This is a genomic window from Sphingomonas sp. RIT328 (genome assembly GCF_000632225.1).
In the GTDB taxonomy this organism is placed as follows: domain Bacteria; phylum Pseudomonadota; class Alphaproteobacteria; order Sphingomonadales; family Sphingomonadaceae; genus Sphingomonas; species Sphingomonas kyungheensis.
Genome location: NZ_JFYV01000055.1, coordinates 19653 through 45606, shown reverse-complemented (window position 1 = coordinate 45606; position 25954 = coordinate 19653). Strand labels below are relative to the sequence as shown.

At 66.8% G+C, this 25954-nt stretch carries 24 protein-coding genes; 10 read left to right on the top strand and 14 right to left on the bottom strand.

The annotated features are described in order from the left end of the window. The first annotated feature begins 18 nt into the window (after window positions 1-18). Entirely contained in the window at window positions 19-792 is a 774-nt protein-coding gene (locus tag BW41_RS18700; protein WP_037536578.1) for a polyphosphate kinase 2 family protein, read from the top strand. Between the two features lie 6 nt (window positions 793-798). On the opposite strand, the gene BW41_RS18695 is transcribed toward BW41_RS18700, so the two are convergent. From BW41_RS18695 to BW41_RS21665, 3 genes are read right to left on the bottom strand one after another with little or no spacing between them, the layout of a single operon-like run. Further along, window positions 799-2172 carry a glutamate--cysteine ligase gene (locus BW41_RS18695; RefSeq protein WP_037536576.1) on the bottom strand — a complete coding sequence of 458 codons (1374 nt, stop codon included), beginning with the start codon at window positions 2170-2172 and terminating at the stop codon, window positions 799-801. A gap of 36 nt (window positions 2173-2208) precedes the next feature. Further along, window positions 2209-2958 (bottom strand): 16S rRNA (uracil(1498)-N(3))-methyltransferase, encoded by a 750-nt coding sequence (locus BW41_RS18690; RefSeq protein ID WP_037536574.1) that lies wholly within the window; start codon window positions 2956-2958, stop codon window positions 2209-2211. Continuing rightward, complete coding sequence (locus BW41_RS21665; protein WP_037536571.1) at window positions 2955-3128, bottom strand: hypothetical protein; 174 nt, start codon at window positions 3126-3128, stop codon at window positions 2955-2957. The genes BW41_RS18690 and BW41_RS21665 overlap by 4 nt, the downstream gene beginning before the upstream one ends. Window positions 3129-3221: 93 nt before the next feature. Between BW41_RS21665 and ubiA the strand changes: the two genes are divergently transcribed. Beyond that, on the top strand, window positions 3222-4133 hold the full coding sequence (gene ubiA / locus BW41_RS18680) for a 4-hydroxybenzoate octaprenyltransferase (RefSeq protein WP_037536568.1): 912 nt from the start codon (window positions 3222-3224) through the stop codon (window positions 4131-4133). Window positions 4134-4179: 46 nt separating this feature from the next. Here the strand turns inward: ubiA and BW41_RS18675 are convergent, their stop codons facing one another. Then, complete coding sequence (locus tag BW41_RS18675; protein ID WP_037536566.1) at window positions 4180-5079, bottom strand: LysR substrate-binding domain-containing protein; 900 nt, start codon at window positions 5077-5079, stop codon at window positions 4180-4182. Window positions 5080-5177: 98 nt separating this feature from the next. Here BW41_RS18675 and BW41_RS18670 point away from each other — a divergent pair, with 98 nt between their 5' ends. The 5 genes from BW41_RS18670 to BW41_RS21130 all read left to right on the top strand — a co-directional run bounded on the left by BW41_RS18670 (window position 5178) and on the right by BW41_RS21130 (window position 8725). Continuing rightward, window positions 5178-5885 (top strand): FMN-dependent NADH-azoreductase, encoded by a 708-nt coding sequence (locus tag BW41_RS18670; protein ID WP_037536564.1) that lies wholly within the window; start codon window positions 5178-5180, stop codon window positions 5883-5885. Window positions 5886-6102: 217 nt separating this feature from the next. Further along, entirely contained in the window at window positions 6103-7452 is a 1350-nt protein-coding gene (locus BW41_RS18665; protein ID WP_037536745.1) for a TldD/PmbA family protein, read from the top strand. Then, a complete protein-coding gene (locus BW41_RS18660) occupies window positions 7445-8233 on the top strand; it encodes a 3'(2'),5'-bisphosphate nucleotidase CysQ (protein ID WP_037536562.1) in 789 nt (262 codons plus the stop codon). Before BW41_RS18665 ends, BW41_RS18660 begins: the two co-directional genes overlap by 8 nt. A 74-nt stretch (window positions 8234-8307) precedes the next feature. Then, window positions 8308-8454, top strand: a complete 147-nt coding sequence (locus tag BW41_RS21135; RefSeq protein WP_152542416.1) for a lmo0937 family membrane protein — start codon at window positions 8308-8310, stop codon at window positions 8452-8454. Window positions 8455-8578: 124 nt separating this feature from the next. Next, window positions 8579-8725 carry a lmo0937 family membrane protein gene (locus tag BW41_RS21130; RefSeq protein ID WP_017978775.1) on the top strand — a complete coding sequence of 49 codons (147 nt, stop codon included), beginning with the start codon at window positions 8579-8581 and terminating at the stop codon, window positions 8723-8725. Window positions 8726-8767: 42 nt separating this feature from the next. Here the strand turns inward: BW41_RS21130 and BW41_RS18655 are convergent, their stop codons facing one another. The 4 genes from BW41_RS18655 to ligA all read right to left on the bottom strand — a co-directional run bounded on the left by BW41_RS18655 (window position 8768) and on the right by ligA (window position 16441). Further along, window positions 8768-9565 (bottom strand): LytR/AlgR family response regulator transcription factor, encoded by a 798-nt coding sequence (locus tag BW41_RS18655; RefSeq protein ID WP_037536559.1) that lies wholly within the window; start codon window positions 9563-9565, stop codon window positions 8768-8770. Beyond that, the gene (locus BW41_RS18650; protein ID WP_037536556.1) at window positions 9562-10674 is read right to left on the bottom strand and encodes a sensor histidine kinase; all 1113 of its coding nucleotides are present in this window, start codon (window positions 10672-10674) and stop codon (window positions 9562-9564) included. Before BW41_RS18650 ends, BW41_RS18655 begins: the two co-directional genes overlap by 4 nt. Before the next feature lie 103 nt (window positions 10675-10777). Beyond that, window positions 10778-14122 carry a TonB-dependent receptor gene (locus tag BW41_RS18645; protein ID WP_037536555.1) on the bottom strand — a complete coding sequence of 1115 codons (3345 nt, stop codon included), beginning with the start codon at window positions 14120-14122 and terminating at the stop codon, window positions 10778-10780. 168 nt (window positions 14123-14290) lie between these two features. Next, the gene (gene ligA, locus BW41_RS18640; protein ID WP_037536553.1) at window positions 14291-16441 is read right to left on the bottom strand and encodes an NAD-dependent DNA ligase LigA; all 2151 of its coding nucleotides are present in this window, start codon (window positions 16439-16441) and stop codon (window positions 14291-14293) included. A gap of 160 nt (window positions 16442-16601) precedes the next feature. Between ligA and BW41_RS18635 the strand changes: the two genes are divergently transcribed. Continuing rightward, the gene (locus BW41_RS18635) at window positions 16602-17579 is read left to right on the top strand and encodes an SDR family oxidoreductase (protein ID WP_037536551.1); all 978 of its coding nucleotides are present in this window, start codon (window positions 16602-16604) and stop codon (window positions 17577-17579) included. A gap of 11 nt (window positions 17580-17590) precedes the next feature. Here BW41_RS18635 and recN read toward each other — a convergent pair whose 3' ends face one another. Together recN and BW41_RS18625 are read right to left on the bottom strand one after the other, a co-directional pair. Beyond that, window positions 17591-19249, bottom strand: a complete 1659-nt coding sequence (recN, locus tag BW41_RS18630; RefSeq protein WP_037536550.1) for a DNA repair protein RecN — start codon at window positions 19247-19249, stop codon at window positions 17591-17593. A gap of 154 nt (window positions 19250-19403) precedes the next feature. Beyond that, window positions 19404-20354 (bottom strand): outer membrane protein assembly factor BamD, encoded by a 951-nt coding sequence (locus BW41_RS18625; protein WP_037536547.1) that lies wholly within the window; start codon window positions 20352-20354, stop codon window positions 19404-19406. A 91-nt stretch (window positions 20355-20445) separates the two neighbouring features. Between BW41_RS18625 and BW41_RS18620 the strand changes: the two genes are divergently transcribed. After that, window positions 20446-21270, top strand: a complete 825-nt coding sequence (locus tag BW41_RS18620; protein WP_037536545.1) for a class I mannose-6-phosphate isomerase — start codon at window positions 20446-20448, stop codon at window positions 21268-21270. Window positions 21271-21319: 49 nt separating this feature from the next. Continuing rightward, a complete protein-coding gene (locus tag BW41_RS18615; protein ID WP_051583680.1) occupies window positions 21320-22528 on the top strand; it encodes a glycosyltransferase in 1209 nt (402 codons plus the stop codon). On the opposite strand, the gene BW41_RS18610 is transcribed toward BW41_RS18615, so the two are convergent. Genes BW41_RS18610 through yajC form a run of 4 tightly spaced genes read right to left on the bottom strand, consistent with a single transcriptional unit; the run spans window position 22510 to window position 25809 of the window. Next, on the bottom strand, window positions 22510-22878 hold the full coding sequence (locus BW41_RS18610) for an MTH938/NDUFAF3 family protein (protein WP_037536544.1): 369 nt from the start codon (window positions 22876-22878) through the stop codon (window positions 22510-22512). The genes BW41_RS18615 and BW41_RS18610 overlap by 19 nt on opposite strands. A 9-nt stretch (window positions 22879-22887) precedes the next feature. After that, window positions 22888-23862: a protein translocase subunit SecF gene (gene secF / locus BW41_RS18605; RefSeq protein ID WP_037536541.1), complete on the bottom strand. Its 975-nt coding sequence runs from the start codon at window positions 23860-23862 to the stop codon at window positions 22888-22890. Window positions 23863-23878: 16 nt separating this feature from the next. Continuing rightward, entirely contained in the window at window positions 23879-25471 is a 1593-nt protein-coding gene (secD, locus tag BW41_RS18600) for a protein translocase subunit SecD (RefSeq protein ID WP_037536539.1), read from the bottom strand. Then, window positions 25471-25809 (bottom strand): preprotein translocase subunit YajC, encoded by a 339-nt coding sequence (gene yajC / locus BW41_RS18595; RefSeq protein WP_037536538.1) that lies wholly within the window; start codon window positions 25807-25809, stop codon window positions 25471-25473. Before yajC ends, secD begins: the two co-directional genes overlap by 1 nt. Between the last annotated feature and the right edge of the window lie 145 nt (window positions 25810-25954).

Here is a 25954-nt window from a genome sequence, read left to right as displayed (position 1 = left end):
CACAGGAGGACGCCGCGGATGATCGCTCTCGCCGATTACGAAACCGACAAGCCGTACAAGGGCCATTACAAGCGCGATCTCGCCGACTTGCAGGACCGGCTCGAACAGATCCTCGTCGCCTATATCGTCCGTGGCGGGCGCGCGGTGATCATGTTCGAAGGCTGGGACGCGGCGGGCAAGGGCGGCATCATCCAGCGGCTGACCACCAGTTGGGACCCGCGCCATTTCGACGTCCACCCGATCGCCGCGCCGACCGAGGAGGAGAAGGCGCACGACTTCCTCTGGCGCTTCCGCCGCGCCTTGCCCGCGCCGGGCGATATCGCGGTGTTCGACCGCAGCTGGTACGGGCGCGTCCTCGTCGAGCGGGTAGAAGGCTATGCGAGCGAAGCGGAATGGCAGCGCGGCTATGAGGAGATCAACGCCTTCGAGGCGGAGATGATGGCGGACGGCATCACCCTCATCAAGCTGTTCGTCCACATCAGCCAGGCCGAGCAGGACCATCGGCTCGAACGACGGCTCGACGATCCGTGGAAGCGGTGGAAGACCGGCCTCGACGATTATCGCAACCGCGGCCGCCGCGGCGACTATCTGCTGGCGATGCACGATATGTTCGCGCGCACCGATACCGGCGGCGCGCCCTGGACGGTGATCGCCGGCGACGACAAGAAGGCGGCGCGGATCGCCGCGCTGCGCCTCATCGCCGACCGGCTCGCGGCGGGCGTCGACATGAGCCCGCCGCCGCTCGACCCGGAGGTGAAGCGCGTCGCCCGCGCCGCCCTCGGCCTTGATTAGCCGCGGCTAGAAGCTCGCCTCGGCATAGATGCGCGACAGGTCGCCCGCCCAGTCGCCGTGATAGCGGTCGAGCAGCACCTGCGCCGGCACCTTGCCCGATCGCACCACCTCGCGCAGCGGATCGAGGAAGCCGGTCTCATTGTCGCCCATCGCATTGGTGCGGGCACGCGCGGCGAGGCCGGCATGGGCGATGTCGAGCACCGGCCCGGCAATGTCCCCTAGCCGCCCGCCGCCGGGCAGCGGCGCGTCGAGCGCGAGCCGCGGCACCGCGCTGCGCAACGCCTCGCGATCCTCCATCGACCAGTCCTTGACGAGCTCCCACGCCGCGTCGAGCGCCGCATCGTCGTAGAGCAGCCCGACCCAGAAGGCGGGCAGCGCGCAGATCCGGTTCCACGGCCCGCCGTCGGCGCCGCGCATCTCGAGGAAGGTCTTGAGCCGCACCTCGGGGAAGGCGGTGGAGAGATGGTCGTTCCAGTCGTCGATCGTCGGCTTCTCGCCGGGCAGCACGCTCAGCTCGCCGCGCAGGAAGTCGCGGAACGACAGGCCTGCGGCATCGATGTAGCGGCCGTCGCGATAGACGAAGTACATCGGCACATCGAGCATATAGTCGGCATAGCGTTCGTAGCCGAAACCCTCCTCGAACACGAACGGCAGCATGCCGGTGCGCGCCGGATCGGTATCCGACCAGATGTGGCTGCGATAGGAGAGGAAGCCGTTGGGCTTGCCCTCGGTGAACGGCGAATTGGCAAATAGAGCGGTGGCGAGCGGCTGCAACGCCAGCCCGACGCGGAACTTCTTCACCATATCGGCTTCGCTGGCGTAATCGAGATTGACCTGGATCGTGCAGGTCCGCAGCATCATGTCGAGCCCCATGCTGCCGACGCGCGGCATATGGCGCAGCATGATCGCATAGCGGCCCTTGGGCATGATCGGCAGCTCGTCGCGCCGTTTGTCGGGCCACATGCCGAGCCCGAGGAAACCGATCCCCAGCGCATCGCCCGCCGCCTTGACCTGTTCGAGGTGCCGACCCGTCTCCGCGCAGGTCTGGTGCAGCGATTCGAGCGGCGCGCCGGACAGCTCGAACTGCCCGGCGGGTTCGAGGCTGACGCTGCCGTCGGCACCGGTCAGCGCGATGATCTTGCCGCCCTCCTCGACCGGCTGCCAGCCGTGCGGTTGCAGCGCGTGGAGCAGGTCGCGGATGCCGCCCGGCTCGTCCCAGGCGGGGGCGCGGTGATCGTCCAGCCGATAGACGAATTTCTCATGTTCGGTGCCGATCCGCCACCGGTCGCGCGGCTTCTCGCCACGCGCGAAATGGGCGATCAGCTGGTCGCGCGATTCGATGATCGGTGCGCCCGCGGCGCTCTCGGTCTTGGTCGTCATGCCGCGGCCTTACGCGGGGATGAACGCACGCGCCAGTCAGCTTTCCTGCCAGTCTCCGCATGCCGCCATCCAGAGCGAAACCGCCGCCGCCGCGGCGGTATCGGCGCGCAGGATGCGGGGGCCGAGGCTGACCGCCACCGCCTGCGGCAAGGCGCGGATCGCGCTGCGTTCCTCGTCGGTGAAGCCGCCTTCCGGGCCGATCAGGATCGCCGCCGGCCCGGGCCGTTCGCGCATCGCCGCCAAGGCCGGCGCACCACCCGATTCGTCGGCGAAGAACAAGGCGCGCTCCGCCGGCCAGTCGCGCAGCAGCGCCGCCAATTTGGTCGACTCGGCGAGCACCGGCAGCGCGGTGCGCGCGCATTGCTCCGCCGCCTCGACGATATGGCTGCGCAGCCGGTCGAGCTTGGGGCGGTCGACGATCGTCCGCTGCGTCACCACCGGCACCAGCCGGTCGACGCCGAGCTCGCAGGCTTTCTCCACCAGCCAGTCGATCCGCCCCTTCTTGAGCGGCGCGGCGCACAGCCACAGGTCGGGCACCGGCTCGCGCGGTCGCAGCCGTGTCGACACGTCGACAGTGAGGTCGCGCTTGCCGACCTGCGTCGCGGTGGCGAGCCATTCGCCGGTGACGTCGTCGCACAGCTTCACCGGATCGCCGGGGGTAATGCGCATCACCGCGATCAGATAATGCGCGGCCGGGCCGTCGATCCGGCGCGGCCCCGGCGCGAGCTCGCTGTCGACGAACAGCCGCGGCGTCGATTGCGGCGGCCAGGCGGGGGTGGCGGTCATGATTGTCCCTTGCGGCGCTGCCGCGCCCATAATTTGCGCGCGACGATCCAGCCGAGCAGCAGCGCCACCGCGAGCCCGGCCACCGCGAAGGCGACGACGCCCGCGACGCGGAGGATCGCCCAGAACAGCGCCTCGACGAACCGTCCCACCGCTACCGACAAACCGATCATCCTGACGCGCCTGCCGCACTTTCGTGGCCGGAGCGAGGCAAAAGCGGCGCTGGGCCTTGCCGCCGGCGGCGATTGCACGGCAAGAGCGGCGCCATGTCAGCCGAGATCGTCCCCGACAGCGAACACCGCGGCCTCGTCGGGCGGCTGCCGCCGACGCTGCGCGGCCTTGCCCTGCTCGCCCGGCTCGACCGGCCGATCGGCTGGTGGCTGCTGTTCTGGCCGGGGGCCTGGGCGGTCGCGCTCGCCGGCGGCGCGTCGACGCGCTGGCCGCTGATCCTGTGGATTCTCGCCGGCAGTATCGCGATGCGCGGCGCCGGCTGTGTCTATAACGACATCGTCGACCGCGATCTCGACGCGCAGGTCGCGCGCACCCGCGCGCGGCCGATCCCGAGCGGACTGGTGTCGCTCAAGCTCGCCTGGCTGTGGCTGCTCGCGCTCTGCCTCGTCGGCCTCGTCGTGCTGCTGCAACTGCGCCCGCTCGCCGCCGGCGTCGCGCTCGCCAGCCTCGCGCCGGTCGCCGCCTATCCCTTCATGAAGCGGATCACCTGGTGGCCGCAGGCGTGGCTCGGCCTCGTCTTCTCCTGGGCGGCGCTGGTCGGCTGGGCCGAGGTGGCGGGCGCGCTGTCGCTGCCGATGCTGCTGCTCTACGCCGGCTGCATCGCCTGGACGATCGGCTACGACACGATCTACGCCTTGCAGGACCGCGAGGATGACGCGCTGATCGGCGTGCGCTCGTCGGCGCTGCGGATGGGCAGGCGGGTGCGCAGCGGCACCGCGCTCTTCTATGTCGCGGCGCTGGCCGGATGGGGCGCGGCGATCTGGTGCGTCCGTCCCGATCCGCTCGCGCTGCTGTCGCTGCTGCCGGTGGCGCTCCATTTCTGCTGGCAGATCGCGACGCTCCGCCCCGACGACGGCACCAACGCGCTCGCCCGCTTCCGCAGCAACCGCTTCGCCGGCCTGCTGATGTTCCTCGCCTGCGCGGTGGTGGGGTCGTCCGCGGGGTAGGGGCGGGCCTCGCTTGCTATCGGCGAACCGAAGGCCGGCGCCTCGACTACGGTCCTGACGGTGCGTCGACCAGGGATACGAGCCAGTCGCGCACGGCCGCGACGTCGGGCCGGTCTGCCGCGGTCGCCGTCGTGACGATGACATAGCCGCCTTTCGTGATGACCGGCCCGAACGGATGGACCAGCAAACCGGTCTCGATGTCCGGTGCTGCGAGGATCAGACTGCTGAGGACCGCTCCGTGGCCGGCGATCGCGGCCTGCAACGCATGGCCGTCGTCGGTGAATCGTGGTCCGCTCTCCACCGCAAGGTCGTCCATCCCGGCGAGGCGTGCCCAGGTCGCCCAGTCCGGTCCGGCCACCGGGTGGGTCCATTCGGAATGGAGCAACGACGTGCGACGCAGGTCCGCCGGGGTCGCGATCATGAGGCTCGGGCTGCAGAGGACGCCGACCCGCTCCGCCGCCAGCGGGGTGGCGATGAGCGGGTCGAACGGCCCCGTGCCGTAACGGACGGCGATATCCGCTGCTCCGGCGGCAAGATCGACCGGGGTGTCGCTCGCGTGGAGATGAAGGTCGATGTCGGGATGGGCCCGGGTAAAGCCGCCGAGCGCCGGCACCAGCAGGCGGGCGGTGAACAGCCGCGTCGCCGTCAGCACGACGGTCGCCCGCGCGGCGGGCTTGCGCAATTGCGCCAACGTATCGGCGAAAGCGTCGAAGCCCGTCCGCAACACGGGGTAGAGCGTCGCCGCCGCCGGAGTCAGTGACACGCGCCGGACGTGACGGACGAACATCGGTTGGCCGAGCATGGCTTCCAGCAAGCGTATCTGGTGACTGATCGCCGTCGGCGTCACGCCAAGCTCGCTCGCGGCCTGACGAAAGCTGAGGTGCCGTGCCGCTGCCTCGAACGCGCGTAGCGTCGCCAGGGGCGGCAGCTGGCGTCGTGCCGTCACGGATGAACTCACGTCAGCTATCTCCTGAGCAATTCGCGTTCGTCAGAGCCATAGCATCACGCCAAAACGGTCGGGAGACAGATGAGGGATCCATTGTCATGCTGACCGATCGCACCGCCGTTCGCCGCCTGCTGCACATCGACGCAAGTGCCCGTCTTGGCCGTTCCGACGAGGTGGCGCACGGGTCGCACAGCCGACGCCTCTCGCACCGGTTCGTGACACGCCGGCAGACCCTGCGACCGGACGACGGCGTGATCCGGCGCGACGTTTCGGCATGCCCGCCGGCGATGATCGATCAGGCCTGGATCGATGCCAGCTTCACGCCGCCGGACCGACGTACCTCTATCCAGTCGGCCCGCCTCGTCGAAAGTGACGCGCTGACAGCCGAGCTGCTCGCTGCCGATCTGCTTGTGATCGGTGTGCCGATGTACAATTTCGGCATCCCATCGCAGTTGAAAGCGTGGATCGACAACGTGGTACGGGTGGGGCTGACGTTCGGTTTCGATCGCCGCCGCCGGCCCGAACCCTATTGGCCGATGCTTCCCGCCGGCAGGAGTGTTGTGATTTTGACCGCACGCGGCGATTATGGGTACGATCCGGGCGGCCGTCTGGCGCATCGCAACGTCGTCGAAGCTGGCGTGACGATACCCCTCAATTATATCGGGTTGTCGGACAGTCATACGATCGCTGTCGAATATGACGAATTTGGCGACGAGCGCCTTGCCGCATCAATCGACTCGGCCGAGCGCGCGATCGACGCTCTGGTCGATCGGTTGACGGGCGCAGCGCCCGACCATCCCGCCTGAACCACCAGACATCGCCTCGACGTTCCCCTAATGTCCTACACGCCGCCGACGCGCTATGTCCGCGCACATGACACCGATCCTCCGCCACGATCATCGCCAGAATCGAAACGATGGCAGCGGATCGTTTCGATCAAGGTGTCCATCTTGTCCATGTTGCCACAATTCGCCACAATCGCGGGGCCTAGCATCGCGCCGCCGCCGCCCCTAAGTCGTGGCGATGCTGACCCCTGATCAGGCGCGGGACCGCGCCGCCGATATCGTCGCCCGTGCCGTCACCGCCGGGGCCGATGCCGCCGACGCTGTCTTCGCCGCCGATGCCGCGCTCGAACTGTCCGTCCGACTGGGCGCGCTTGAGGATGTAGGCCGCTCGGAGAGCGAGGAGCTGGGTCTGCGGGTGTTCGTCGGCCAGCGTTCGGCGAGCGTGTCGACCTCCGATCTGTCCGCCGATGCGGTCGCCGCGCTGGTCGAGCGCGCGGTGGCGATGGCGCGCGAGGCGCCGGAGGATCGCTGGGCGGGGCTCGCGCCGCAGGAGCGGCTGATGCACGGCGCGCCGCCGCTGCTCGACCTCGACGACGGCGGCACGCTCAGTCCGGCCGACCTGCGCGAGGCGGCGCTCGCCGCGGAAGACGCGGCGCGCGCGGTGCCCGGCGTCACCAACAGCGAAGGCGGCGGCGCGAGCAACTCGCGATCGGTCTGGGCGCTCGCCACCAGCCACGGCTTCGCCGGCGCCTATGCCGCGACCGGCTACAGCCTGTCGGCCAGCGTCCTCGCCGGCGATGCGGCGAGCGGGATGGAGCGTGACTATGCGCATCACAGCGCCCGCCGCCACGCCCACCTCGATTCGCCCGAGGAGATCGGCCGCCGCGCCGGTGAGCGAGCGGTCGCGCGCCGCAATCCCGGCCGTGTCGCGAGCGGCGCGATGCCGGTGGTGTTCGACCCGCGCGTCGGCTCGTCGCTGCTCGGCCATCTCACCGCGGCGATCTCCGGTCAGTCGATCGCGCGCAAGACCAGCTTTCTGCTCGACGCGCTCGGCACGCAGGTATTCGACAGCGGCGTGTCGATCCACGACGATCCGCATCGCCCGCACGGCCTGCGCTCGCGGCCGTTCGACGGCGAGGGGCTGCCGGTGTCGCCGGTCGCGCTGATCGCCGAGGGGATGCTCGAAACCTGGCTGCTCGACAGCGGTTCGGCGCGGCAGCTCGGGCTCGAACCGACCGGCCATGCCGCGCGCGGCGTCGGTGGCGGTCCGGGCGTTTCGCCGAGCAACCTCTATATGGCGGCGGGGCACGTGCCGGTCGAGACGCTGATCGCCGACATCGCCGACGGCGTCTATGTCACCGAATTGATCGGGCAGGGGGTCAATGGCGTCACCGGCGACTATAGCCGCGGCGCGGCGGGCTTCCGCATCGTCGGCGGCCAGATCGCCGGACCGGTGGCGGAGTTTACCGTCGCTGGCAATCTCAAGGACATGTTCCGCGCGCTGACCCCGGCCAACGATCTCGTCTTCCGCCACGGCTATAATGTGCCGACGGTGCGGATCGACGGCATGACGGTCGCGGGTGGCTGATCCGCGCGGCGAGCTCGCCGCTGCGGTCGCCGCGGTCGCGCAGGAGGCGGGGGCGCTCGCCTTTGCGCGCTGGCGCACCGACTTCGACCGGTGGGAAAAGACGCCGGGCAGCCCGGTGTGCGAGGTCGATCTCGACGTCGACCGGATGCTGCGCGCGCGGCTGTCGTCCTTGCTCCCGGATGCCGGCTGGCTGTCGGAGGAGACGGTCGACAATCCCGACCGGCTGCGCCACGCGCGCGTCTGGGTGGTCGATCCGATCGACGGCACCCGCGACTATATCCGCGGGCGCGAGGGCTGGGCGGTATCGGTCGCCTTGGTCGAGGACGGTCGCGTCGTGATCGGCGTGCTCGACGCGCCGGCACGGGGCGAACGCTGGCTGGCGGCGCTCGGCGCGGGGGCGACGCGCAACGGCGTGACACTCCACGCGGGCGATCGCCAGGTGCTGGCCGGTGCGCGCGTGCCGACCGATGCTCTGCCCAAGGTCGATCGCCACCTTGTCGCGGTCGCCAAGCCCAATTCGATCGCGTTGCGCATGGCGATGGTCGCCGCCGATGAGGCCGATCTGCTCGCGACATTGCGCTGGGGCAATGAATGGGACATCGCCGCCGCGACGCTGATCGCGGCGGAGGCGGGGGCGGGGGTGAGCGACGCGCTCGGCGCACGGCTGCGGTACAACAAGCCCGATCCCAAGGCGTTCGGCGTGATGGTCACCGCTCCCGGCATCCACGCCGAAGCGATCGCCTGGATCGAGGACCGGGCACGGGCGGCGCTGCTCGGCTAAAGCCGTGCGGGATCGCCCCGTCCCCTCGGCTTTGCGTCTATAAGAGAGAGACCGAGGCATAGGAGGACACGGCCATGTTGGGGACGATCGCCGCCATTCTGTTGATCCTCTGGCTGCTCGGCTTTTCCTTCCATATTGCCGGCGGTCTGATCCATGCGGTGCTGGTGATCGCGCTGATCCTCGGGCTGATCCAGCTGTTCACCGGCCGCCGGATGCTGTGAGCGACCGCGTCTACCCGCTATCCATCTGATACCGTTTCGGTTCTTCTGGAACTCGAACCGCGTCCGTAACATTTTGTGTCCCGCAAGGCGGCCATCCGGCCGTCAGTCGCGAAGGGACAAACCAATGTTGTGGACGATCGCCGTCATCCTGCTCATCCTCTGGCTGCTGGGCTTCTCGCTCCATATCGCCGGTGGTCTGATCCACATCCTGCTGGTCATCGCGATCATCGTCGGCCTGATCCAGCTGTTCACCGGTCGCCGCGCCTTGTGACCCCTTGCGACGGCCCCCGGACGGGGGCCGTCGTCGTCACGATCAGTGCACGAAGCGCGCAACGACGTCGCGGTAGCTCCGGCTGACCTTCACGTTCGCGCCGGAGTTGAGCACGAGAAAACATTCGCCGTTGGTGTGCGGCTTCACCTGCTTGACCAGATCGAGGTTGACGATCGTCGAACGGTGCACGCGCTGGAACCGGCGCGGATCGAGCCGCTTCTCCAGGTCCTTCATCGTCTCGCGCAGGATCAGCGTATTGTCGGCGGTATAGATGCACATGTAATCGCCCGCCGCATCGATCCGCTCGATCGTGTCGACATCGACGCGGAAGATCTGGCCGCGATCCTTGATGTTGATCAGCTTCTCGAAGCGATTGGCGCTGACCGCGTCACCCTCGACCATATCGGCGGCAGCCTCCGGCGCATGTTCGGCGAGCACCTCCTTGAGCTTCTCGACCTCCTCGACGCCGCGCTTCTCGCTCAGTCGCTGACGGACACGTTCGATCGTATCGGCGAGTCGCGCCTCCTCGACCGGCTTCATCAGATAATCGACCGCCTGCGCCTCGAACGCGCGCAGCGCATGGTCCGAATAAGCGGTGACAAAGACGAACAAAGGCGGCTCGACCTCCATCAGCCCCTGCACCACCGAAAAGCCGTCGAAGCCGGGCATCTGGATATCGAGGAAGACGAGGTCGGGCTTGTGCGTCTTGATCGCGCGGATCGCCTCGCGGCCGTTGGAGCATTTCTCGATGATCTCGATATCATCATGCGCCTGGAGCCGAAGCTCCAATCCCTGGATCGCGAGCGGTTCGTCGTCCACCAGGATGGTTCTGATCGTCATGCGGCCTCTCTACTCAGATCGTCGAGCTGGAAGGGAATTTCGATCTCCACCGAAAACCCGCCAGCCGGCGCGGTACGCGTCTCGAAACGGTGGTCCGGGCCATAGGCCTGGATCAGCCGTTCCCTAATATTGGGGAGACCTACGCCGGTTGAAAGGCTTGGCATTGTCCGACCGTCGAGCAAACCCGGCCCGGTGTCGGATACGCCGATCTGCACGCGATCCCCGGCGAGCCGCACGCGGACGCAGATTTCGGCGCCTTCCTCCTGCGTGCTGACCGCATATTTGATCGCATTCTCGACCAGCGGCTGGAGCAGCAGCGACGGCAGCCGCGCGCGTTCGGCGGCCTGATCGATCTCGAACACCGGCCGCAACCGCTCCTCGAACCGCATCTTCTCGATCTCGAGATAGAGTTTGAGCGTCTCGACCTCCTGCGCGACCGTGACGTGCGCGGTCGGCTCGTTGGCGAGCGTGTAGCGCAGGAAGGACGACAGCCGGCTGAGCATCGCATTGGCGCGCTCGGTCTGCTTGAGCAGCACCAGGGTCGAGATCGAATTGAGCGTGTTGAAGAGGAAATGCGGGTTGAGCTGGTAGCGCAGCATCGCCAGCTGCGCGGAGGACGCCTGATTTTCGAGATGCTGCATCTCGTCGATCTGCTGCTCAACGATCAGGTAGAAGTTGATCCCGAAGTATAACGCCGACCAGCCGGCCATCACCGTGAAGGCGACGTAGAAGGAGACGAGCAGCCGTGGCAGCGTGACGCCGGGCTGTCCGTTCTGGATCAACGACCAGGTGAAGGTATCAAGGAAGGCGAAAACCAGCGTTGCGGCGACGAAGGCGACGACGGTCAGCGCCAGTCCCGGCGCTCGCGGCAGACCACGGAAATAGCCGTAGAAGGTCGAGAGCAGCAGGGTGATGCAATAGCCGACGATCGCCTCGACGATCACCGGGATGATCGCTTCCAACGAGACGTTGGTCAGCGTCGACGCGCCGCGCAGCAGCAGATAGCCGGTCCAGCCGACCGCCTGCAACGTCCAGAAGGCGCGGCTTTTGTTCTCGAAGAACGGACGCACGTTGAGCGCCGGGCGGGATGGGGCGGGAAGGGTCGCCATGTTGCCGCGTCTCTACACGGCTGATGCGGCCGGTGCAAAACAGAAGGCCGCCGCTCCCGGTGGGGAGCGGCGGCCTTGAGGTAGTTGTCCGGTCTTTGCGCGATCAGAAGGTGAAGCGCGCACCGAGACGGATCGCATAGAGCGAGTTGTTGACCACCGTTGCGGTCTGAGGCTGTGCGTACGTCGAGTAGCGATACTGCGCACACGTTTGCGTCGGGGCGGTGTTCACAACCCCGGCGCCCGGCGTCGTCCCCGTCGGCGTAGCGACCGTCAGGCATTGCACCTGAACAGTTGCCGCAGTCTGAGGGAAGCCGAGCTGACGCAGGCCCGCCCAGTTATGATTGATCAAGTTCGGCAGGTTGCTGATGTCCGCGAAGATCGAGAAACGCGATTCGCCGAGGAAGGTCGGAATCTCCTGCTCAAGATGGAGATCGATCCGCGTGTTGACGCGGCTGCGGCCGATGTTCTTGCCCGCGATCTTGCCGCGATAGTCCTTCAGCGCAGAGTTGTTGATCAAGCTGTCAAGCGCGTTTTGCGTCGCCGTCGAGTCATAGCTGACGATCGGGTCGGACGTGCTCGTCGGCACGTACAGCAGGTAGCGATCGGTGTTCGACAGCGTGCCGAACACAGGCGAGCGGGTGCTGCCGGCGTTCTGCATCGTGTAGCTGAACGCACGTCCAGCTCGGGTTTCGCCAAACAACTGCACGATCGTACGATAGTCGCCGAAGAACGCATGATCGTAGCCGACGTTGTACTTGAACGAGAATTTGATCTGATCGTTCGAGGTACCGTAAGCCGGATAGTTGGGATCGTTGACCGGCTGGTTGCCATAATTCGACAGGATCGTCGACGAAGTGGCCGCTGCCACGTCCTTGACGATCTGCCGGGTATAGCTGCCGCCGAGCGACAGGCCCCAGTCAAACTGCTTGTCGAAGCGGATGACGCCGACATGGCTGTGACCGCGATCGGTGTTGGTCAGCAGGATGTCGTAGTTATTGTCGCTCGACACGCGCGTGCCGTTGATCACGGTGCCGATCGTCCGGGCGTTGTAGCGCGGACGTCCGTCCGGCAGCACGCCGATCACTGCCGATCGGATGTCGGTGAAGACGACGCCGTCACGAACCTTCGAGAAATAATAGTCCGCACCGACGTTGAAGCCGAACAGTTTATAGTCTGCCGACAGCGTCGCCTTCCACGACGACGGCAGGCGGAAGTTGGGCGCGAGGGCAGCGGTGGTCGTCAGCTGTGCGCTACCGTTGGCGCCGAGCGCAAAGTCGCGAACTGCCGACGGGATCTGCCCGGTGACGTTGTTGAGCGCGGCATTGCACAAGGCGGTCAGCTGGGCGCCCGTCGCGCCAGTGAAGCCCGAGCAGGTCGCCGTTCCACCCGCCACGGCGGCGGCGGTGCGGTTGATCGTCAGCGTGTTGGCAAGGATCGTGTTCGAGAAGCTGTTGGACAGATAGATGTCCGGCGATCCGCCACCGAAGATGCCGCCACCGCCGCGGATGCGGAGCTTGTCGGTCACGTCATAATTGAAGCTGATGCGCGGCTGGAACAGCGCCAGGCCCTTGTAGGTCTTGGTATTGGGGTAGCCGTAACGCGCCTGGAAGAACTGATTGTAGGTCGGGGCGTCCGCTTCTCCGAACACGTCCCAGCGGAATCCGTAGCTGACGCGCAGCTTGTCGGTGATACGCCAGTCGTCCTGGATACCGAAGTTCCACTGATCGTAGTGGAAGTTTGCCGACGCGCCGTTGGCGGCACCGTTGAGCGGTACGGCGTAGACGAGCTGATCAGCCTGCCGATTTTGGAAATTAGCGAGCGAGTCGAAATAATAGTTGCCGGCACTGTTCTGAAGGAAGTTGTTGAACGTCCGGTTCTCGTTCATTTCCGCGAGGAACTTAAGGTCGTGGCCGGCATTGCGGTAGCGCAGCAAGAACGAACCACCCCAGGTGTCGGTGAACAGTTCGTTGGTCTGACGCGAATTATCCGGTCCGAATGCGAGCGTCGGCGTGCCAAGCGTGCCGGTCGCGCCTTGCGAGCATTGCGTCAGGCTGGCGAGGCTGGTCGGATCGTTACACACGCGGAACTGGGCAAAGTTATTGCCGAGCAGCGGGTTCTGACCACGCGTATAGTAACGATACAGGCCGCGAATTTCCGTCGACAGCTTGTCGGTCCAGTCCGAATTCAACTGGACGATGCCGGCGCGGAGCAGCTCGGTCAGCGTATAGGCATTGGACGACAGGCCGTAGCTCGGCGAGGTCGTGCTGACGCTGGTGTTATTCTGGCTGCCTTGCGAGTCGTAGGCATTGATATACGAAAGGCTCAGCCGCTGGCCGGTCGTAATATTGGCGTCGATGCGGCCGACGATCTTCTCGTCCTTACGCGCATTGATGCCAAGCACACCGCCTGGATTATAGTTATACGTCTGGTTAGAGATCGTGGAGACATTGTCGATCTGCGACTGCGTCAGGTTCGGGATTTGCGATAGCAGCGTATCGAACGGACGCGGATCGGTGTTGCGCTCGGCCGACACCATGAAGAACAGCTTGTCCTTGATCAGTGGACCGCGCAGCGTCGCGCCATAGGTCTCGGACTTAAACTTCGGGATGACGTACGTGTTTGATCCCAGCCGGCTACCCGACAGGCCATCCGTGTTCTGCGAATAGAAGCCGGTGCCGTGGAAATCGTTGGTACCCGACAGCAGCACGGCGTCGATCACGCCGCCCTGGAAGTTGCCCTGTCGAAAATCATAGGGCGCGATCGAAACCGAAACCTGACCGATTGCATCATAGGGAATCGGACCGCGGCCGGTCGGCGAAGCGTCTTGATTGAGACCGAACTGATCGCCGACTTGGACACCGTTGATCGTAAAGCGATTGAAGCGGGGATTGACGCCGGCAAAGGAAACCGCGCCGCCGGTGCGCGAACCATTCGACAGATCGAGCGTCGCGAAGGGGTCGCGCCGCTGGATGTCACGGATATCGCGATTGACCGACGCGACCTTACGAACGTCCGCCTGCGTCAGCACCGTCGCCGGACCGTTCGATGCGACACCAGCGCCGCGGATCGAACGTGCCGTCACGACGATCTCGCCACCTGCGTCCGCGGGGGCGTCAGCGGTCGCGCCGAGTTCGACGGGCAGGGTGAAATCCTGCTGGAGAACGGTGTAAATGTCGGTGACGGTCTTGCTGCCGGCGTCGCTTGCGACCTCGACCGTGTAGGGGCCACCGACCCGCAGACCAGGGAGCGAGAACGAACCGGTCGCGTCGGTGCTCGTCTGCGACTTGGTGCCCGAGTTGACATCGGTCGCCGTCACGGTCGCCCCGGCAACCGGAGTGCCAGCGTTCGTAACGGTGCCACGAATGACCGATGTCGTCTCCTGCGCCGACGCGGCGGCGGGTGCGATCAGCGCAACCGCAGCCACACCCAGGAAAAGGTTGTTTCGCATATCAATGTCCCCTTGGAGCCCTGCTCGAATCGCGGCTCTATCGTTCGCCGTTGCCGCGCCCCTGCACGCGCAATATTTCTGTTACGTGACATATGCGAGTCACCAGACACATCGCGGTGAAGTGATTGATCGCGCGTTGCAAAAAAGACACGCGGGGACTGCTTTATGTCAGCCTGAGGCCTGCACAATCTCAACCCACTGCGCCTCGCTGATCACCGTCACGCCAAGGTCGGCCGCCTTCTTGAGCTTCGATCCGGCATCGGCGCCGGCGACGACGAGATCGGTCTTCGCCGACACCGATCCGGAGACGCGCGCACCAAGCGCTTCCGCCTGTGCCTTGGCCTCGTCACGCGACAATGTTTCGAGTTTGCCGGTGAACACCACGGTCTTGCCGCTGACTTCGGACGCGCGCGTCTCCCAGATGATGTCGGTGGGGCGGACCTCGCGCAACAAATCGAAGACGACGTCGCGATTGTGCTTTTCCGCGCAGAAGCCGATCAGGGCGCCGGCGACTTCCGGGCCGATGCCGGGCGTCTCGATCGCCGCGACCAGAAGGCGGTCGCGGCGCAGCACGAACTTGCGTTCGGTTTCGCCGACCACCGGCTCGAGCCGATGATGGAGGAAGACCGCGTGGCGCAGCATCGCGCCCAGGGCACGGATCGAACGGTAGCGGCGCGCGAGGTCGCGCGCGGTGATTTCGCCGACATGACGGATGCCGAGCGCGAACAGGAATCGGTCGAGCGGGATCTCGCGCCGTGCCGCGATCGCCGCGACGAGGTTCGCGGCCCACACCTTGCCGTCCTTCTTGCGCGCGGCGAGCTGTTCCTCGGTCAAACGGAAGATGTCGGCAGGTGATTGGATCAGCCCGTCGGTAAAGAACGCCTCGATCAACGTCGCGCCGAGGCCGGTTATGTCGAACGCATGGCGTGAGACGAAGTGGATCAGTCGCTCGACCCGCTGCGCCGGGCAGATCAGGCCGCCGGTGCATCGATAGACGACCTCGCCTTCCTCGCGCTCGACCGCCGAGCCGCATTCGGGGCAGCAGCGCGGGAAGGGCCAGGCGGGCCGCTCGACATCGGGGGTGAGGTTGCGGACGATCTGCGGGATGACGTCGCCGGCGCGCTGCAGGACGACGCGGTCGCCTTCGCGCACGCCGAGCCGTTCGATCTCGTCGGCATTGTGCAGGGTCGCGTTGGTGACGACGACGCCCCCGACGGTCACCGGCGCGAGCCTCGCCACCGGGGTGAGCGCACCGGTGCGGCCGACCTGGATATTGATCCGCTCCAGCGTCGTCTGCGCCTGTTCGGCGGGGAATTTGTGCGCGATCGCCCAGCGCGGTACGCGGCCGACGACGCCGAGCCGCTCCTGCCAGTCGAGCCTGTCGAGCTTGTAGACGACGCCGTCGATATCGAACGGCAGATCCGCGCGCTGGGCCTCGATACCGGCATAGGTTTGGAGCACCGCCTCGCCATCGCCAGCCTCTGCGATATTGGGGGAAAGCGGGACCATGAGGTCGTCGTCGGCGACGCGGAACCCCCAGCGCCGGATATGCTGGATCATCGCCGATTGCGTCGTCTCCGGCAGCTCCGTCGCCTCCCCCCAGCCCCAGGCGAAGAAGCGCAGCGGTCGTGTCGCGGTCACCTCGGCATCCTTCTGGCGCAGCGAACCGGCAGCGGCATTGCGGGGATTGGCGAACTGGCGAGCCTTTGCCGGATCCTCCGCCTCGTCGAGCAGACGGCGGTTGAGCGCGGTGAAATCGTTCTTGGCCATATAGACCTCGCCCCGCACCTCGAAGCCAGCCGGCGCATCGTCGGGCAGCCGTTGCGGGATGTCCGCGATATGGCGCACGTTGGCGGTGACGTCCTCGCCGATCCGGCCGTCGCCCCGGGTCAGCGCCTGGACGAGCATCCGATCGACATAGCGGAGCGAGCAGGACAGGCCATCGATCTTGGGTTCGGCGGTGAGCAGCACCGGCTCATCGTCGCCGAGCCGCAGGAAGCGACGGATGCGGGCGATGAACTCCTCGACGTCGGCGGGCGCGAAGGCATTGTCGAGGCTGGTCATCGGCCGGGCGTGCGGCGCCTTGGCGAGATGCGCGGCGGGGGCGGCGCCGACCTGGCGATTGGGCGAATCGGCGCGGACGAGATCGGGGAAGGCGGCTTCGATCGCGGCGTTGCGACGGACCAGCGCATCATAAGCGGCGTCGCTGATCTCGGGCGCATCGTCGGTGTGATAGCGCTGGTTGTGATAGGCGATCTCGGCGGCGAGCGTGGCGAGCTCGGCTGCGGCCTCGGGCGCGGTCTGGGGCAGGTCGGTCATCGCGGATGGGTAGGGGAAGCGCCCCCGATCCGGCAAGCGCACTTCGGCGTCGTCGGATCAAGTGGCGGACGGACGCGGATAAACCTCGCATTTCGGATCGGCCTCGGTGAACCAATCGGCGTGGCGGGCGATTGGCCTTCACCCTTTCGGGAGTTGTGCCATGACCGATCAAACCAGTCGCCGCGACCTCTTCAAAGGCGCTGCCGTCGCCGGCGCCGCGGCCGTTGCCGCACCGGCATTCGCGCAAGCCGGCGCCGCGCCGGCCGGCGATCCGCGCACCAAATATCCTGCGCAGCCCTTTCCCGAGCAGAAGCAGAAATGGCCGGCGTTGCAGCGCGACATGAAACCGGTGCCCGATTGCGGTGAGGCGAGCTATCGCGGCTCCGGCCGGCTGGCCGGGCGCAAGGCGCTGGTCACCGGCGGCGATTCGGGGATCGGCCGCGCCGCGGTGATCGCCTTCGCGCGGGAAGGTGCGGATGTCGCAATCAACTATTTCCCGACCGAGGAGCCCGACGCGCAGGACGTCGCCCGGCTGCTGCGCGCCGAGGGGCGCAAGGTGGTGCTGATCCCTGGGGACCTGACCGACGAGGCCTTCTGCCGGAACCTCGTCGCCCGTGCCAATCGCGAACTCGGCGGGCTCGACATCCTGGTCAACAATGCCGCGTATCAGCAGTCGAAGGAGTCGATATTCGAGATCACCACCGAACAATTCGACCGGACGATGAAGACCAACGTCTATGCGATGTTCCACCTGTGCAAGGCGGCGATCCCATTGATGAAGCCCGGCGCAGCGATCATCAACACCGGCTCGGTCAATTCGGTCGCGCCGGAAGTGGAATTGCTCGACTATGCCTCGACCAAGGGGGCGATCCTGATCTTCACCAAAGCGCTCGCCAAGCAGCTCGGCAAACAGGGTATCCGCGTCAACATGGTCGCGCCGGGACCGATCTGGACGCCGTTGCAGGTGGCCGGCGGGCAATTGCCCGGCAAGATGCATGAATTCGGGCAGGACACGCCGCTCGGCCGTGCCGGACAACCCGCAGAACTCGCCGGCCTCTACGTTGCACTCGCCGACGGCGGCAACAGCTTCACCACCGGCAGCGCCTTCGGCGCCAATGGCGGGACGGGCGCGATCTGATCAGGCTCGGCTCAGGCGGTTTCGAGCAGCCGCTCCGCCTGAGCCCGCGCCTCGTCGGTGACGGTGGCGCCGGACAGCATGCGGGCGATCTCCTCGCGCCGCTCCGCCTCGCTGAGGACGCGGACGCCGGTTCGGGTGACGGTGCCGTCATGGCTCTTGGCGATCAGCAGATGCTCGGCACCGCGCGCCGCCACCTGCGGCGAGTGGGTCACGACCAGCAGCTGGGTATGTTCGGCAAGCCGTGCGAGCCGCTCGCCGATCGCGCTCGCCACCGCGCCGCCGACGCCGCGATCGATCTCGTCGAAGATCATCGTCGCCGCGCCACCCTCTTCGGCGAGCGCGACCTTGAGCGCGAGGATGAAGCGCGACAGCTCGCCGCCCGAGGCGATCTTGGCGAGTGGGGCGAAGGGCGCTCCGGGATTGGTCGAGATTTCGAACTCGACGCGATCCTTGCCGTGCGACGACCAGCCGTCCTTGGCGTAGGGTATGACGACGGTCCGGAAGCGGGCCGCATCGAGCTTGAGGGGCGCAAGCTCGCCCGCCACCGCCACGTCGAGCCGTTCGGCGGCCGCACGGCGGCGTTCCGACAGCAGATCGGCCGCGGCGTCGTATTTCACCTGCGCCGCGGCGACGTTCGCTTCCAGCCGCGCGATCCCGCCTTCGCCGGCCTCGAGCCGTTCGAGCTTGCTCCGCAACTCCTCCGTCAGCGCGGCAAGATCGTCGGGCTGGACGCGATGCTTGCGCGCCATGCCGCGCAGCTCGAACAATCTCGCCTCATCTTCTTCGAGCGCCCGCGGATCGAACGCGAGATCGCGGCGCGCCTCGGCGAGCTGCTCCTCCGCGACCCCCGCTTCGATCACCGCACGATCGATCGCCGCGAGGGCTTCGCCGAGCGCGTCATGATCGCCGGCGATCCGTTCGAGCACGCGCGCCGCCTGCCGCAATTGCGCGAGGCCGCCGTTCGATCCTTCGAGATAGTCTTCGATAGCGGCGAGATCGTCGGCGATCTTCTCGGCACGCTGCATGCCGCGACGCTTGTCGGCGAGCGCTTCCTCTTCCCCCGGCTCGGCGGCCAGCGCGGCAAGCTCGCCGACCGCATGTTCGAGCCATTCGCGATCACGCGCGGCGGTCTCGATCTCGGCACGCGCGGCGGCGAGATCGGTCTCGGCGCCTCGCAATGTCGCCCAGGCACGTGCGGTGTCGCCGGGATCGACGCGGCCGAAGGCATCGAGCAACGCACGATGGCCGCGCGGGTTGAGCAGGCCGCGGTCGTCATGCTGGCCGTGGATCTCGACCAGCATTGGCGCCATCTCGCGCAGCAGCGCCGCGGCGGCCGGCTGGTTGTTCACGAAGCCGCGGCTGCCGCCGTCCGCCTTGACGATGCGGCGGACGAGCAGGGGCTCGCCCGGTTCGATATCGACGCCGTTGTTCTCCAGCACCGCCGCGAGCGCACCGGTCGGCGGATCGAACGTGGCGGTCACCACCGCCTGAGTCGCGCCGTGGCGCACCAGGCCAGTTTCCCCGCGACCGCCGAGTGCAAGGCCGAGTGCGTCGAGCAGGATCGACTTGCCGGCACCGGTTTCCCCGGTCAGCACGTCGAGCCCCGCCCCGAATTCCAGGTCGAGCGCCTCGATCAGCACCACATCGCGAATGGACAGCGCAGTCAACATTGTGACGGCGATATAGCGCGCGTCGGCGGCAATGTTGATCCTTAAATGTTCTCTATTTTCGCAGCGGCGGTGACCCAGTCAGCGTGCGCAGACAGGATGTGCATCGCGTGCCGATCCGTCCCCGCGCAAGCCGAAGGGGGAAGGGGCCAGCCGCTCAGTTCGTCGGACGACCCGCGCTGGTGCTTCCTGCGGGGCCGACGGGGCTCGGCCCGGTCGCCGCCGCGCTCGGCGCGGCGCCACCCTTGGTGGACTGTCCGGGCATCGTCGGCGCGGCGCCCGGCGTGCCTGCCGGGATGATCGGCTGACCCGGCGGGATCGGCGCGACTGCCTGGACCGGATGCTTCTGCATCAGCTTATAGGCGTGATCGTACCAGTCGCTGCCCGGATAATTGGCGCCGAGCACCGCGGTCGCCTTGCGCGCCTCTTCGGGGAGGCCGTCCGCGAGATAGCTTTCGGTCAGTCGCATCAGCGCCTCGGGCGTGTGCGTCGTCGTCTGGTATTTGTCGATGACGGTCCGGAAGCGCAGCGTCGCCGCGAGCCACTGGCCGCGCGTCTCGTAGAAGCGCCCGATCTCCATCTCCTTGCCGGCAAGGTGATCGTTGACGAGGTCGATCTTCAGCCGCGCATCGGAGGCGTAGCGAGTGTTCGGATAACGGCGGACGAGCTCGCCGAGCGCGTCGAGCGCCTGTCGCGTGATCTTCTGATCCCGGGTGACGTCGCGGATCTGTTCGTAATAGCTCAGCGCGACGAGATAATAGGCATAAGGCGCGTCGCGGTTGCCGGGATGGACCGACAGGAAGCGCTGCGCCGACTGGATGCTCTGCGTATAGTCGCGGTTGAGATAGTAACTGAACGCGCTCATCAGCTGCGCGCGGCGGGCCCAGATCGAATAGGGATGCTGCCGCTCGACCTCGTCGAACAGCACCGCCGCTTCCTTGTAACGCCCTTGATCGAGCCGCTTCTTGGCGGTCGAATAAAGCGTGCCGACGTCGCGTGCGACATAGGGCAGGTCGGACTTCGCACGGTTGCGGGCACAGCCTGCAACGGGAAGCGCGACGACGGCGATCAGCGCTGCGGCAAGCGCCTTGGACTGGGGGATACGCATCGGCTAAGGCTCTTAGCTCAAGCTCGCGGTTGCGAACAATCCCCCGCGTCGCACGTTGGCGGCACATTGATACGATCACGAAAGGACCCGCATGCCTGCTACCCTGCTCCACACCCATCGCGTCGAAAAGCCGTGGGGTCGGCATGATCTGGGCTTCGGGTTCGAAGATGCGCCGGCGGACGGCGAACCGATCGGCGAAATCTGGTTTCAGGAGCCTGGCGACACCTCGCCCGACCTGCTGATCAAATATCTGTTCACCGGCCAGAAATTGTCGGTGCAGGTCCATCCGGACGACGAGCAGGCGCATGCCCGCGGCCTGCCGCGCGGCAAGGACGAATGCTGGACGATCCTCGCCGCGCGGCCTGATTCGACGATCGCGCTCGGCCCCAAGCAGACGATCACGCCGGAGACGCTGCGCGCCGACGCGCAGGACGGCAGCATCGAAGACGATCTCGACTGGGTGCCGGTCAAGGCGGGCGACTTCTATTACGCACCGTCGGGCACGATCCATGCGATCGGTGGCGGGCTGACGCTGATCGAGGTGCAGCAGAACAGCGAGACGACCTACCGCCTCTATGATTACGGCAGCGACCGTGAACTCCACCTCGAGGACGGCGTCGCGGTGTCGCACCTGACGCCCTATCAGCCGATCACCTCGCCGGGCGCGGCGGGCGAGGGGCGGACGATCCTGGTCGAGGGGCCGAAGTTCGTGCTCGAACGCTGGTCGGCGGGGGAGCATGCGGTTGTTCTGCCGGAAGGGCGGACGGCCTGGCTGGTGCCGATCACCGGAACCGGCGAGGTCGGCGGTGTCGCGTTCAAGGCGGGCGAATGCCTGACCGTCACCGGCCGCGAGACGGTGACGACGAGCGCCGACGCCGACCTGCTGTTCGCCTATCCGGGCACGCAGCGGATCTGAATGCGTCTCAGGCGTAAAGTCTTAACGCGTAAGGCGTAGCACGCGGACGATGCTCCGCGTGCTGACGCTCTCGACCCTGTTCCCGGACGCGACGCGACCCAATTTCGGCGTGTTCGTGGAGCGGCAGACCGCCGGTCTGGCGGCGACGGCGGATGTGTCGGTCCGCGTGGTCGCGCCGATCGGGCTGCCGCCGGGGCCGCTCGCGCTGATCCACCACCGCGACAAGCTCACGCTGCCATGCCGCGAACTGTGGCGCGGGCTCGATGTCTACCGGCCGCGCTTCCTGTCGGTGCCCGGAGCCCGTGGACGGTGGCATGCGCGGCATCTCACCGGCGCGTTGATCCCGCTGCTCGATGCGATTCGTGCCGACTTTCCCTTCGACGTCATCGATGCTTCTTTCTTCTTCCCGGATGGACCGGCAGCGGTGGCGCTCGGCGCGCGCTACGGCATCCCGGTGTCGATCAAGGCGCGCGGCGCGGATATCCATCATTGGGGGACGGCGGGGGCGACCGGGGGGCAGGTTCTCGCCGCGGCGCAGGCGGCAGACGGTCTGCTCGCGGTCAGCGCCGCGATGCGCGCCGATATGGTCGCGCTCGGCATGCCGGAGGATCATATCCGCGTCCATCACACGGGCGTCGACCTCGACCGCTTCGTGCCGATGGCGGATCGCCGCAGCGCCAAGGCGACTGCGGGCGTGGATGGACCGCTGGTGCTGTCGCTCGGCGCCCTGATCCCACGCAAGGGACATGACATCGTGCTGCGTGCCGTGGCGGCGCTACCCGGCGTCGCGCTGGCGATTGCAGGCGAGGGGAGCGAGCGGGCCGGACTGCTGGCGCTCGCGAGCGAATTGGGGATGCGCGATCGGCTGCATCTGCTCGGCAGCGTGCCGCATGCCGATCTGCCGGCATTCTGCGCGGCGGCGGATGTGATGGCGCTCGCCTCGGCGTCCGAGGGACTGGCGAATGCCTGGCTTGAGGCACTCGCCTGCGGCACACCGATCGTGATCAGCGATGCTGGCGGCGCACGCGAGGTCGTCACCACCCGGAGTGCCGGTCGGATCGTCGCGCGCAGCCCTGCCGCCTTTGCGACGGCGATCAAAGCCTTGCTCGCCGACCCGCCTGCGCCCGAAGCGGTACGGGCAGCCGCGACCGGTTTCACATGGGAGGCGAATAGTGCCGCGCTTGTCGCCCATCTCCGCGCGCTCGTTGATCAAGGCCCGCGTCGAGCGATCCGCGCACGTCAGGCGTCGAGCGGGTAGAGCGCCGCGCCGATTACCCGACCTTCGCCGCGCAGCACACCCCAGGCACGCGCCGCGGCGCGGCTATCCATCGCCTCGACACCGATCCCCTGCGCCTCCAGCGCATTGACCAAGGTCACCGGCGGCCGCACCAACGTCGCGCCGGTGCCGATCAAGACGAACTCCGGCTGCGCGTCGACCAATATCGCGAGCGACGCCATGTCGAGCGAGGCGATCGGCGGCGGTGACCATTCCGTCGCCGTCTCGTGCGTCATCAACACCGCAGCGACGACCCGCTCCTCGTCGAGACGGAAGCCGCTGCCGACGAAGCCGCGAACGATCGGCCCGCCGGACTGGGGATCGGCTTGCATCCGCATCGCTTAGCGCTCGCGCGGGGCGACGCGCTCCGCCTGATCGATCGCGCCACGCTGCGGCTTGCCCCCGGCATTGGGATCGGCGCGCAGGCCGAGCGTGATGAGCAGCGACGACGACACGTAGATCGACGAATAGGTGCCGACGATGATGCCGAGGATCATCGCGGCGGTGAAGCCGCGCAGCACATGGCCGCCGAGCAGCAGCATCGCGACCAGCGCGAGCAGGATCGTCACCGAGGTCATCACCGTCCGCGGCAGCGTCTCGTTGACCGACAGGTTGATGATCTCGCGCATGTCCATCTTGCGATAGCGGCGCATGTTCTCGCGGATGCGGTCGTCGATCACGATCTTGTCGTTAATCGAATAGCCGATGATCGTCAGCACCGCGGCGATGATGTTGAGATCGAATTCGAACCGCGACAGCGCGAAGAAGCCGACCGTCATCAGCAGATCGTGGACGATCGCGACGATCGTCGAAACGCCGAACTGCCATTCGAACCGTACGATCGCGAACAGGCCGATGCCGAGCACCGCCAGCACGACGGCGAGGATGCCATGCTGGATCAGCTCGCCCGAGACCTTGCCCGACACGGTCGAATAGCGGCTGAACGTCGCGCCGGGGAAGGCCTGCGCGAGTGCGCCCTCGACCTTCTTCACGACGGCGTTGGTCGCGCCCTCGTCGGCGCCGTTCTGAACCGGGAGGCGGATGGTCAGCGTCTTGGGGTCACCGAACTGCTGCAAGGCCGCCTCGCCGACGCCGAGCCGGTCGATGACGGTGCGGACCTTGTCCTGGTCCGGCGCGGTCGGGAACTTCTCCTCGATCATCAGACCGCCGACGAAGTCGACGCCCAGGTTGAGACCGCGCAGGCCGGTGAGTCCCACCGCAATCACGCTGAGCAGCAGCGTCAGTCCGAACGCCCAGCCGCGCAGCCGGACGAAGTCGATGTTGGTGTTGTCGGGAACGATTTTCAGGAGGCGCATGTCTTGGCCTTTCGCCTCAGATGTTGATCGTCTTGGGCTTCTCGCGCCGGATCCACTGCGCGACGAGCATGCGCGTGAAGGTGACGGCGGTGAAGACCGAGGTGGCGATGCCGATCAGCAGCACGACCGCGAAGCCCTTGACCGGGCCGGAGCCGAGCGCGAACATGATGAAGCCGGAGATGGCGTGCGTCATGTTCGCTTCGAAGATCGTCCGGCTCGCTTCCTTATAGCCGAGTTCGACCGCCTGGACGACAGAGCGTCCGCGTCGGCGTTCCTCGCGGATGCGCTCGTTGATCAGCACGTTGGCGTCGACCGCGGTGCCGATCGTCAGCACGAAGCCCGCGATCCCCGGCAGCGTCAGCGTGCCCTTGAGCATCGCCAGCACGCCGAGGATGACGAAGACGTTGATGATGACGGCGATGTTCGCATAGAGGCCGAAGCGGCCGTAGGTCACGAACATGAAGGCGACGACCAGCGCGACGGCGACGGCGCAGGCCATGATGCCCGAGCGGATCGAATCGGCACCGAGGTCGGGACCGACGGTCGATTCCTCGATCACCTTGAGGTTGATCGCCAGCTTGCCCGACCGCAGTGCGATCGCCAGCTGATTGGCGCTGTCGGTGGTAAAGCTTCCACTGATCACCGCCGAACCGCCGAGAATCGCAGTTTCGATACGAGGCGCCGAGACCACCTTGTTGTCGATGATGATTGCGAAGGGCTTGCCGACATTCGCCTGCGTCACCCGCGCGAAGCGGTTGCCGCCGGTGGCGTTGAACGTGATCTGGATGTTTGGTGCGTTAGTCTGCTGATCGAACGCCTGGCGGGCGTCGGCGAGCTGATCGCCGGAGATGATCACCGAACGCTTGACCACCGTCGGCGGCAGGCCGGGAGTCACCGAGGGCAGGATCTGACTGCCGATCGGGGCGACGCCGCGCGCAGTGTCGGCGGGATTGGCGTTGGTGTCGACCAGCTTGAATTCGAGCTTGGCGGTCTTGCCGAGCAGGTCCTTGAGCGCCTGCGGGTTTTGCAGGCCGGGCACCTGCACGAGGATGCGATTGTCGCCCTGGCGGACGATGGTCGGCTCGCGCGTGCCGAGTTCGTCGATACGACGCCGCACGACGTCGGTGGCATCCTCCATCGCGACCTTGATCGCCTGTTGCAGGCCGGCCTGCGTCGGCGAGAGCACGAAGCGGCTCGAATCGACGACCTGGATGTCCCATTCGCGCTGCCCGGTCATGCCGGCGCCACCGCCGGTGATGCCGAGCAGCCGCTCGCGCGCCGCATCGACCTGACTGGGGTCGCGGAGCAGGAAGCTGATCTGGTTGTTGCGCGTCGAAATGTCACCGATCTCGATCCGCGGCGTACCGTTGCGCATCGTGCCCTGGATCTGCTCGCGCAGCGCCTCGATCCGCGTATTGGCGAGATCCTGCGTATCCGCCTCGAGCATCAGATAGCTGCCGCCGGCGAGATCGAGCCCCTTGTTGACGCGCGGGTGGATCGGCCAGTTGCTGGTGACGGATTCGGGCAGGAACGTCGGGATCGACAGCGCGCAGAGCAGCGCCAGCATCGCCCAGATCGTCGCCACCTTCCAGCGCGGAAAGTCGAGCATCAGTCGTTCGCCGGCTTGGTGTTGAGCCCGGTCACCTCGGCGAGCGTCGACTTGACGACGCGGATGCGGGTGTTCGGCGCGATCTCGACTTCGACGAAATTGTCCTCGACCTTGGTGACGCGGCCGACGATGCCGCCCGCGGTGACGACGCTGTCACCCTTCTTCACCGCGGCGACCGCCTGTTGCAGCGCCTTCATCCGCGTCTGCTGCGGCCGGATCATCAGGAAATAGAAGACGATGAAGATGAGCAGCAACGGCGCGAAGCTGATGAGCGAGGCGAGGCCGCCGGGCTCAGCGGCGCTGCCGGCGGTCTGGGCGTAAGCTGGAGAGATAAACATCGTATCCGTGCATGGCTGATCGGCGGAAGACATTCCCCGCGCAAGATGATCTGCGCGCTAGCATCGGTTCCCTCGTGGCGCAATGTTGCGCCGCTGCAACGGCACGCCACGGCGCGGCTTTGACAAAGGCCGCTTGCATCCCCCG

What these genes read in the sequence shown, in the direction of transcription:
- ubiA (WP_037536568.1), top strand. Translation starts at nt 3,222, where the DNA reads ATGTCAGCCGAGATCGTCCCCGACAGCGAACACCGCGGCCTCGTCGGG.
- BW41_RS18695 (WP_037536576.1), bottom strand. Translation starts at nt 2,172, where the DNA reads ATGACGACCAAGACCGAGAGCGCCGCGGGCGCACCGATCATCGAATCG.
- BW41_RS18620 (WP_037536545.1), top strand. Translation starts at nt 20,446, where the DNA reads ATGCCTGCTACCCTGCTCCACACCCATCGCGTCGAAAAGCCGTGGGGT.
- BW41_RS21665 (WP_037536571.1), bottom strand. Translation starts at nt 3,128, where the DNA reads ATGATCGGTTTGTCGGTAGCGGTGGGACGGTTCGTCGAGGCGCTGTTC.
- ligA (WP_037536553.1), bottom strand. Translation starts at nt 16,441, where the DNA reads ATGACCGACCTGCCCCAGACCGCGCCCGAGGCCGCAGCCGAGCTCGCC.
- BW41_RS18700 (WP_037536578.1), top strand. Translation starts at nt 19, where the DNA reads ATGATCGCTCTCGCCGATTACGAAACCGACAAGCCGTACAAGGGCCAT.
- BW41_RS18650 (WP_037536556.1), bottom strand. Translation starts at nt 10,674, where the DNA reads ATGGCGACCCTTCCCGCCCCATCCCGCCCGGCGCTCAACGTGCGTCCG.
- recN (WP_037536550.1), bottom strand. Translation starts at nt 19,249, where the DNA reads ATGTTGACTGCGCTGTCCATTCGCGATGTGGTGCTGATCGAGGCGCTC.
- yajC (WP_037536538.1), bottom strand. Translation starts at nt 25,809, where the DNA reads ATGTTTATCTCTCCAGCTTACGCCCAGACCGCCGGCAGCGCCGCTGAG.
- BW41_RS18615 (WP_051583680.1), top strand. Translation starts at nt 21,320, where the DNA reads ATGCTCCGCGTGCTGACGCTCTCGACCCTGTTCCCGGACGCGACGCGA.
- BW41_RS21135 (WP_152542416.1), top strand. Translation starts at nt 8,308, where the DNA reads ATGTTGGGGACGATCGCCGCCATTCTGTTGATCCTCTGGCTGCTCGGC.
- secF (WP_037536541.1), bottom strand. Translation starts at nt 23,862, where the DNA reads ATGCGCCTCCTGAAAATCGTTCCCGACAACACCAACATCGACTTCGTC.
- BW41_RS18645 (WP_037536555.1), bottom strand. Translation starts at nt 14,122, where the DNA reads ATGCGAAACAACCTTTTCCTGGGTGTGGCTGCGGTTGCGCTGATCGCA.
- BW41_RS18625 (WP_037536547.1), bottom strand. Translation starts at nt 20,354, where the DNA reads ATGCGTATCCCCCAGTCCAAGGCGCTTGCCGCAGCGCTGATCGCCGTC.
- BW41_RS18635 (WP_037536551.1), top strand. Translation starts at nt 16,602, where the DNA reads ATGACCGATCAAACCAGTCGCCGCGACCTCTTCAAAGGCGCTGCCGTC.
- BW41_RS21130 (WP_017978775.1), top strand. Translation starts at nt 8,579, where the DNA reads ATGTTGTGGACGATCGCCGTCATCCTGCTCATCCTCTGGCTGCTGGGC.
- secD (WP_037536539.1), bottom strand. Translation starts at nt 25,471, where the DNA reads ATGCTCGACTTTCCGCGCTGGAAGGTGGCGACGATCTGGGCGATGCTG.
- BW41_RS18610 (WP_037536544.1), bottom strand. Translation starts at nt 22,878, where the DNA reads ATGCAAGCCGATCCCCAGTCCGGCGGGCCGATCGTTCGCGGCTTCGTC.
- BW41_RS18670 (WP_037536564.1), top strand. Translation starts at nt 5,178, where the DNA reads ATGCTGACCGATCGCACCGCCGTTCGCCGCCTGCTGCACATCGACGCA.
- BW41_RS18665 (WP_037536745.1), top strand. Translation starts at nt 6,103, where the DNA reads ATGCTGACCCCTGATCAGGCGCGGGACCGCGCCGCCGATATCGTCGCC.
- BW41_RS18655 (WP_037536559.1), bottom strand. Translation starts at nt 9,565, where the DNA reads ATGACGATCAGAACCATCCTGGTGGACGACGAACCGCTCGCGATCCAG.
- BW41_RS18690 (WP_037536574.1), bottom strand. Translation starts at nt 2,958, where the DNA reads ATGACCGCCACCCCCGCCTGGCCGCCGCAATCGACGCCGCGGCTGTTC.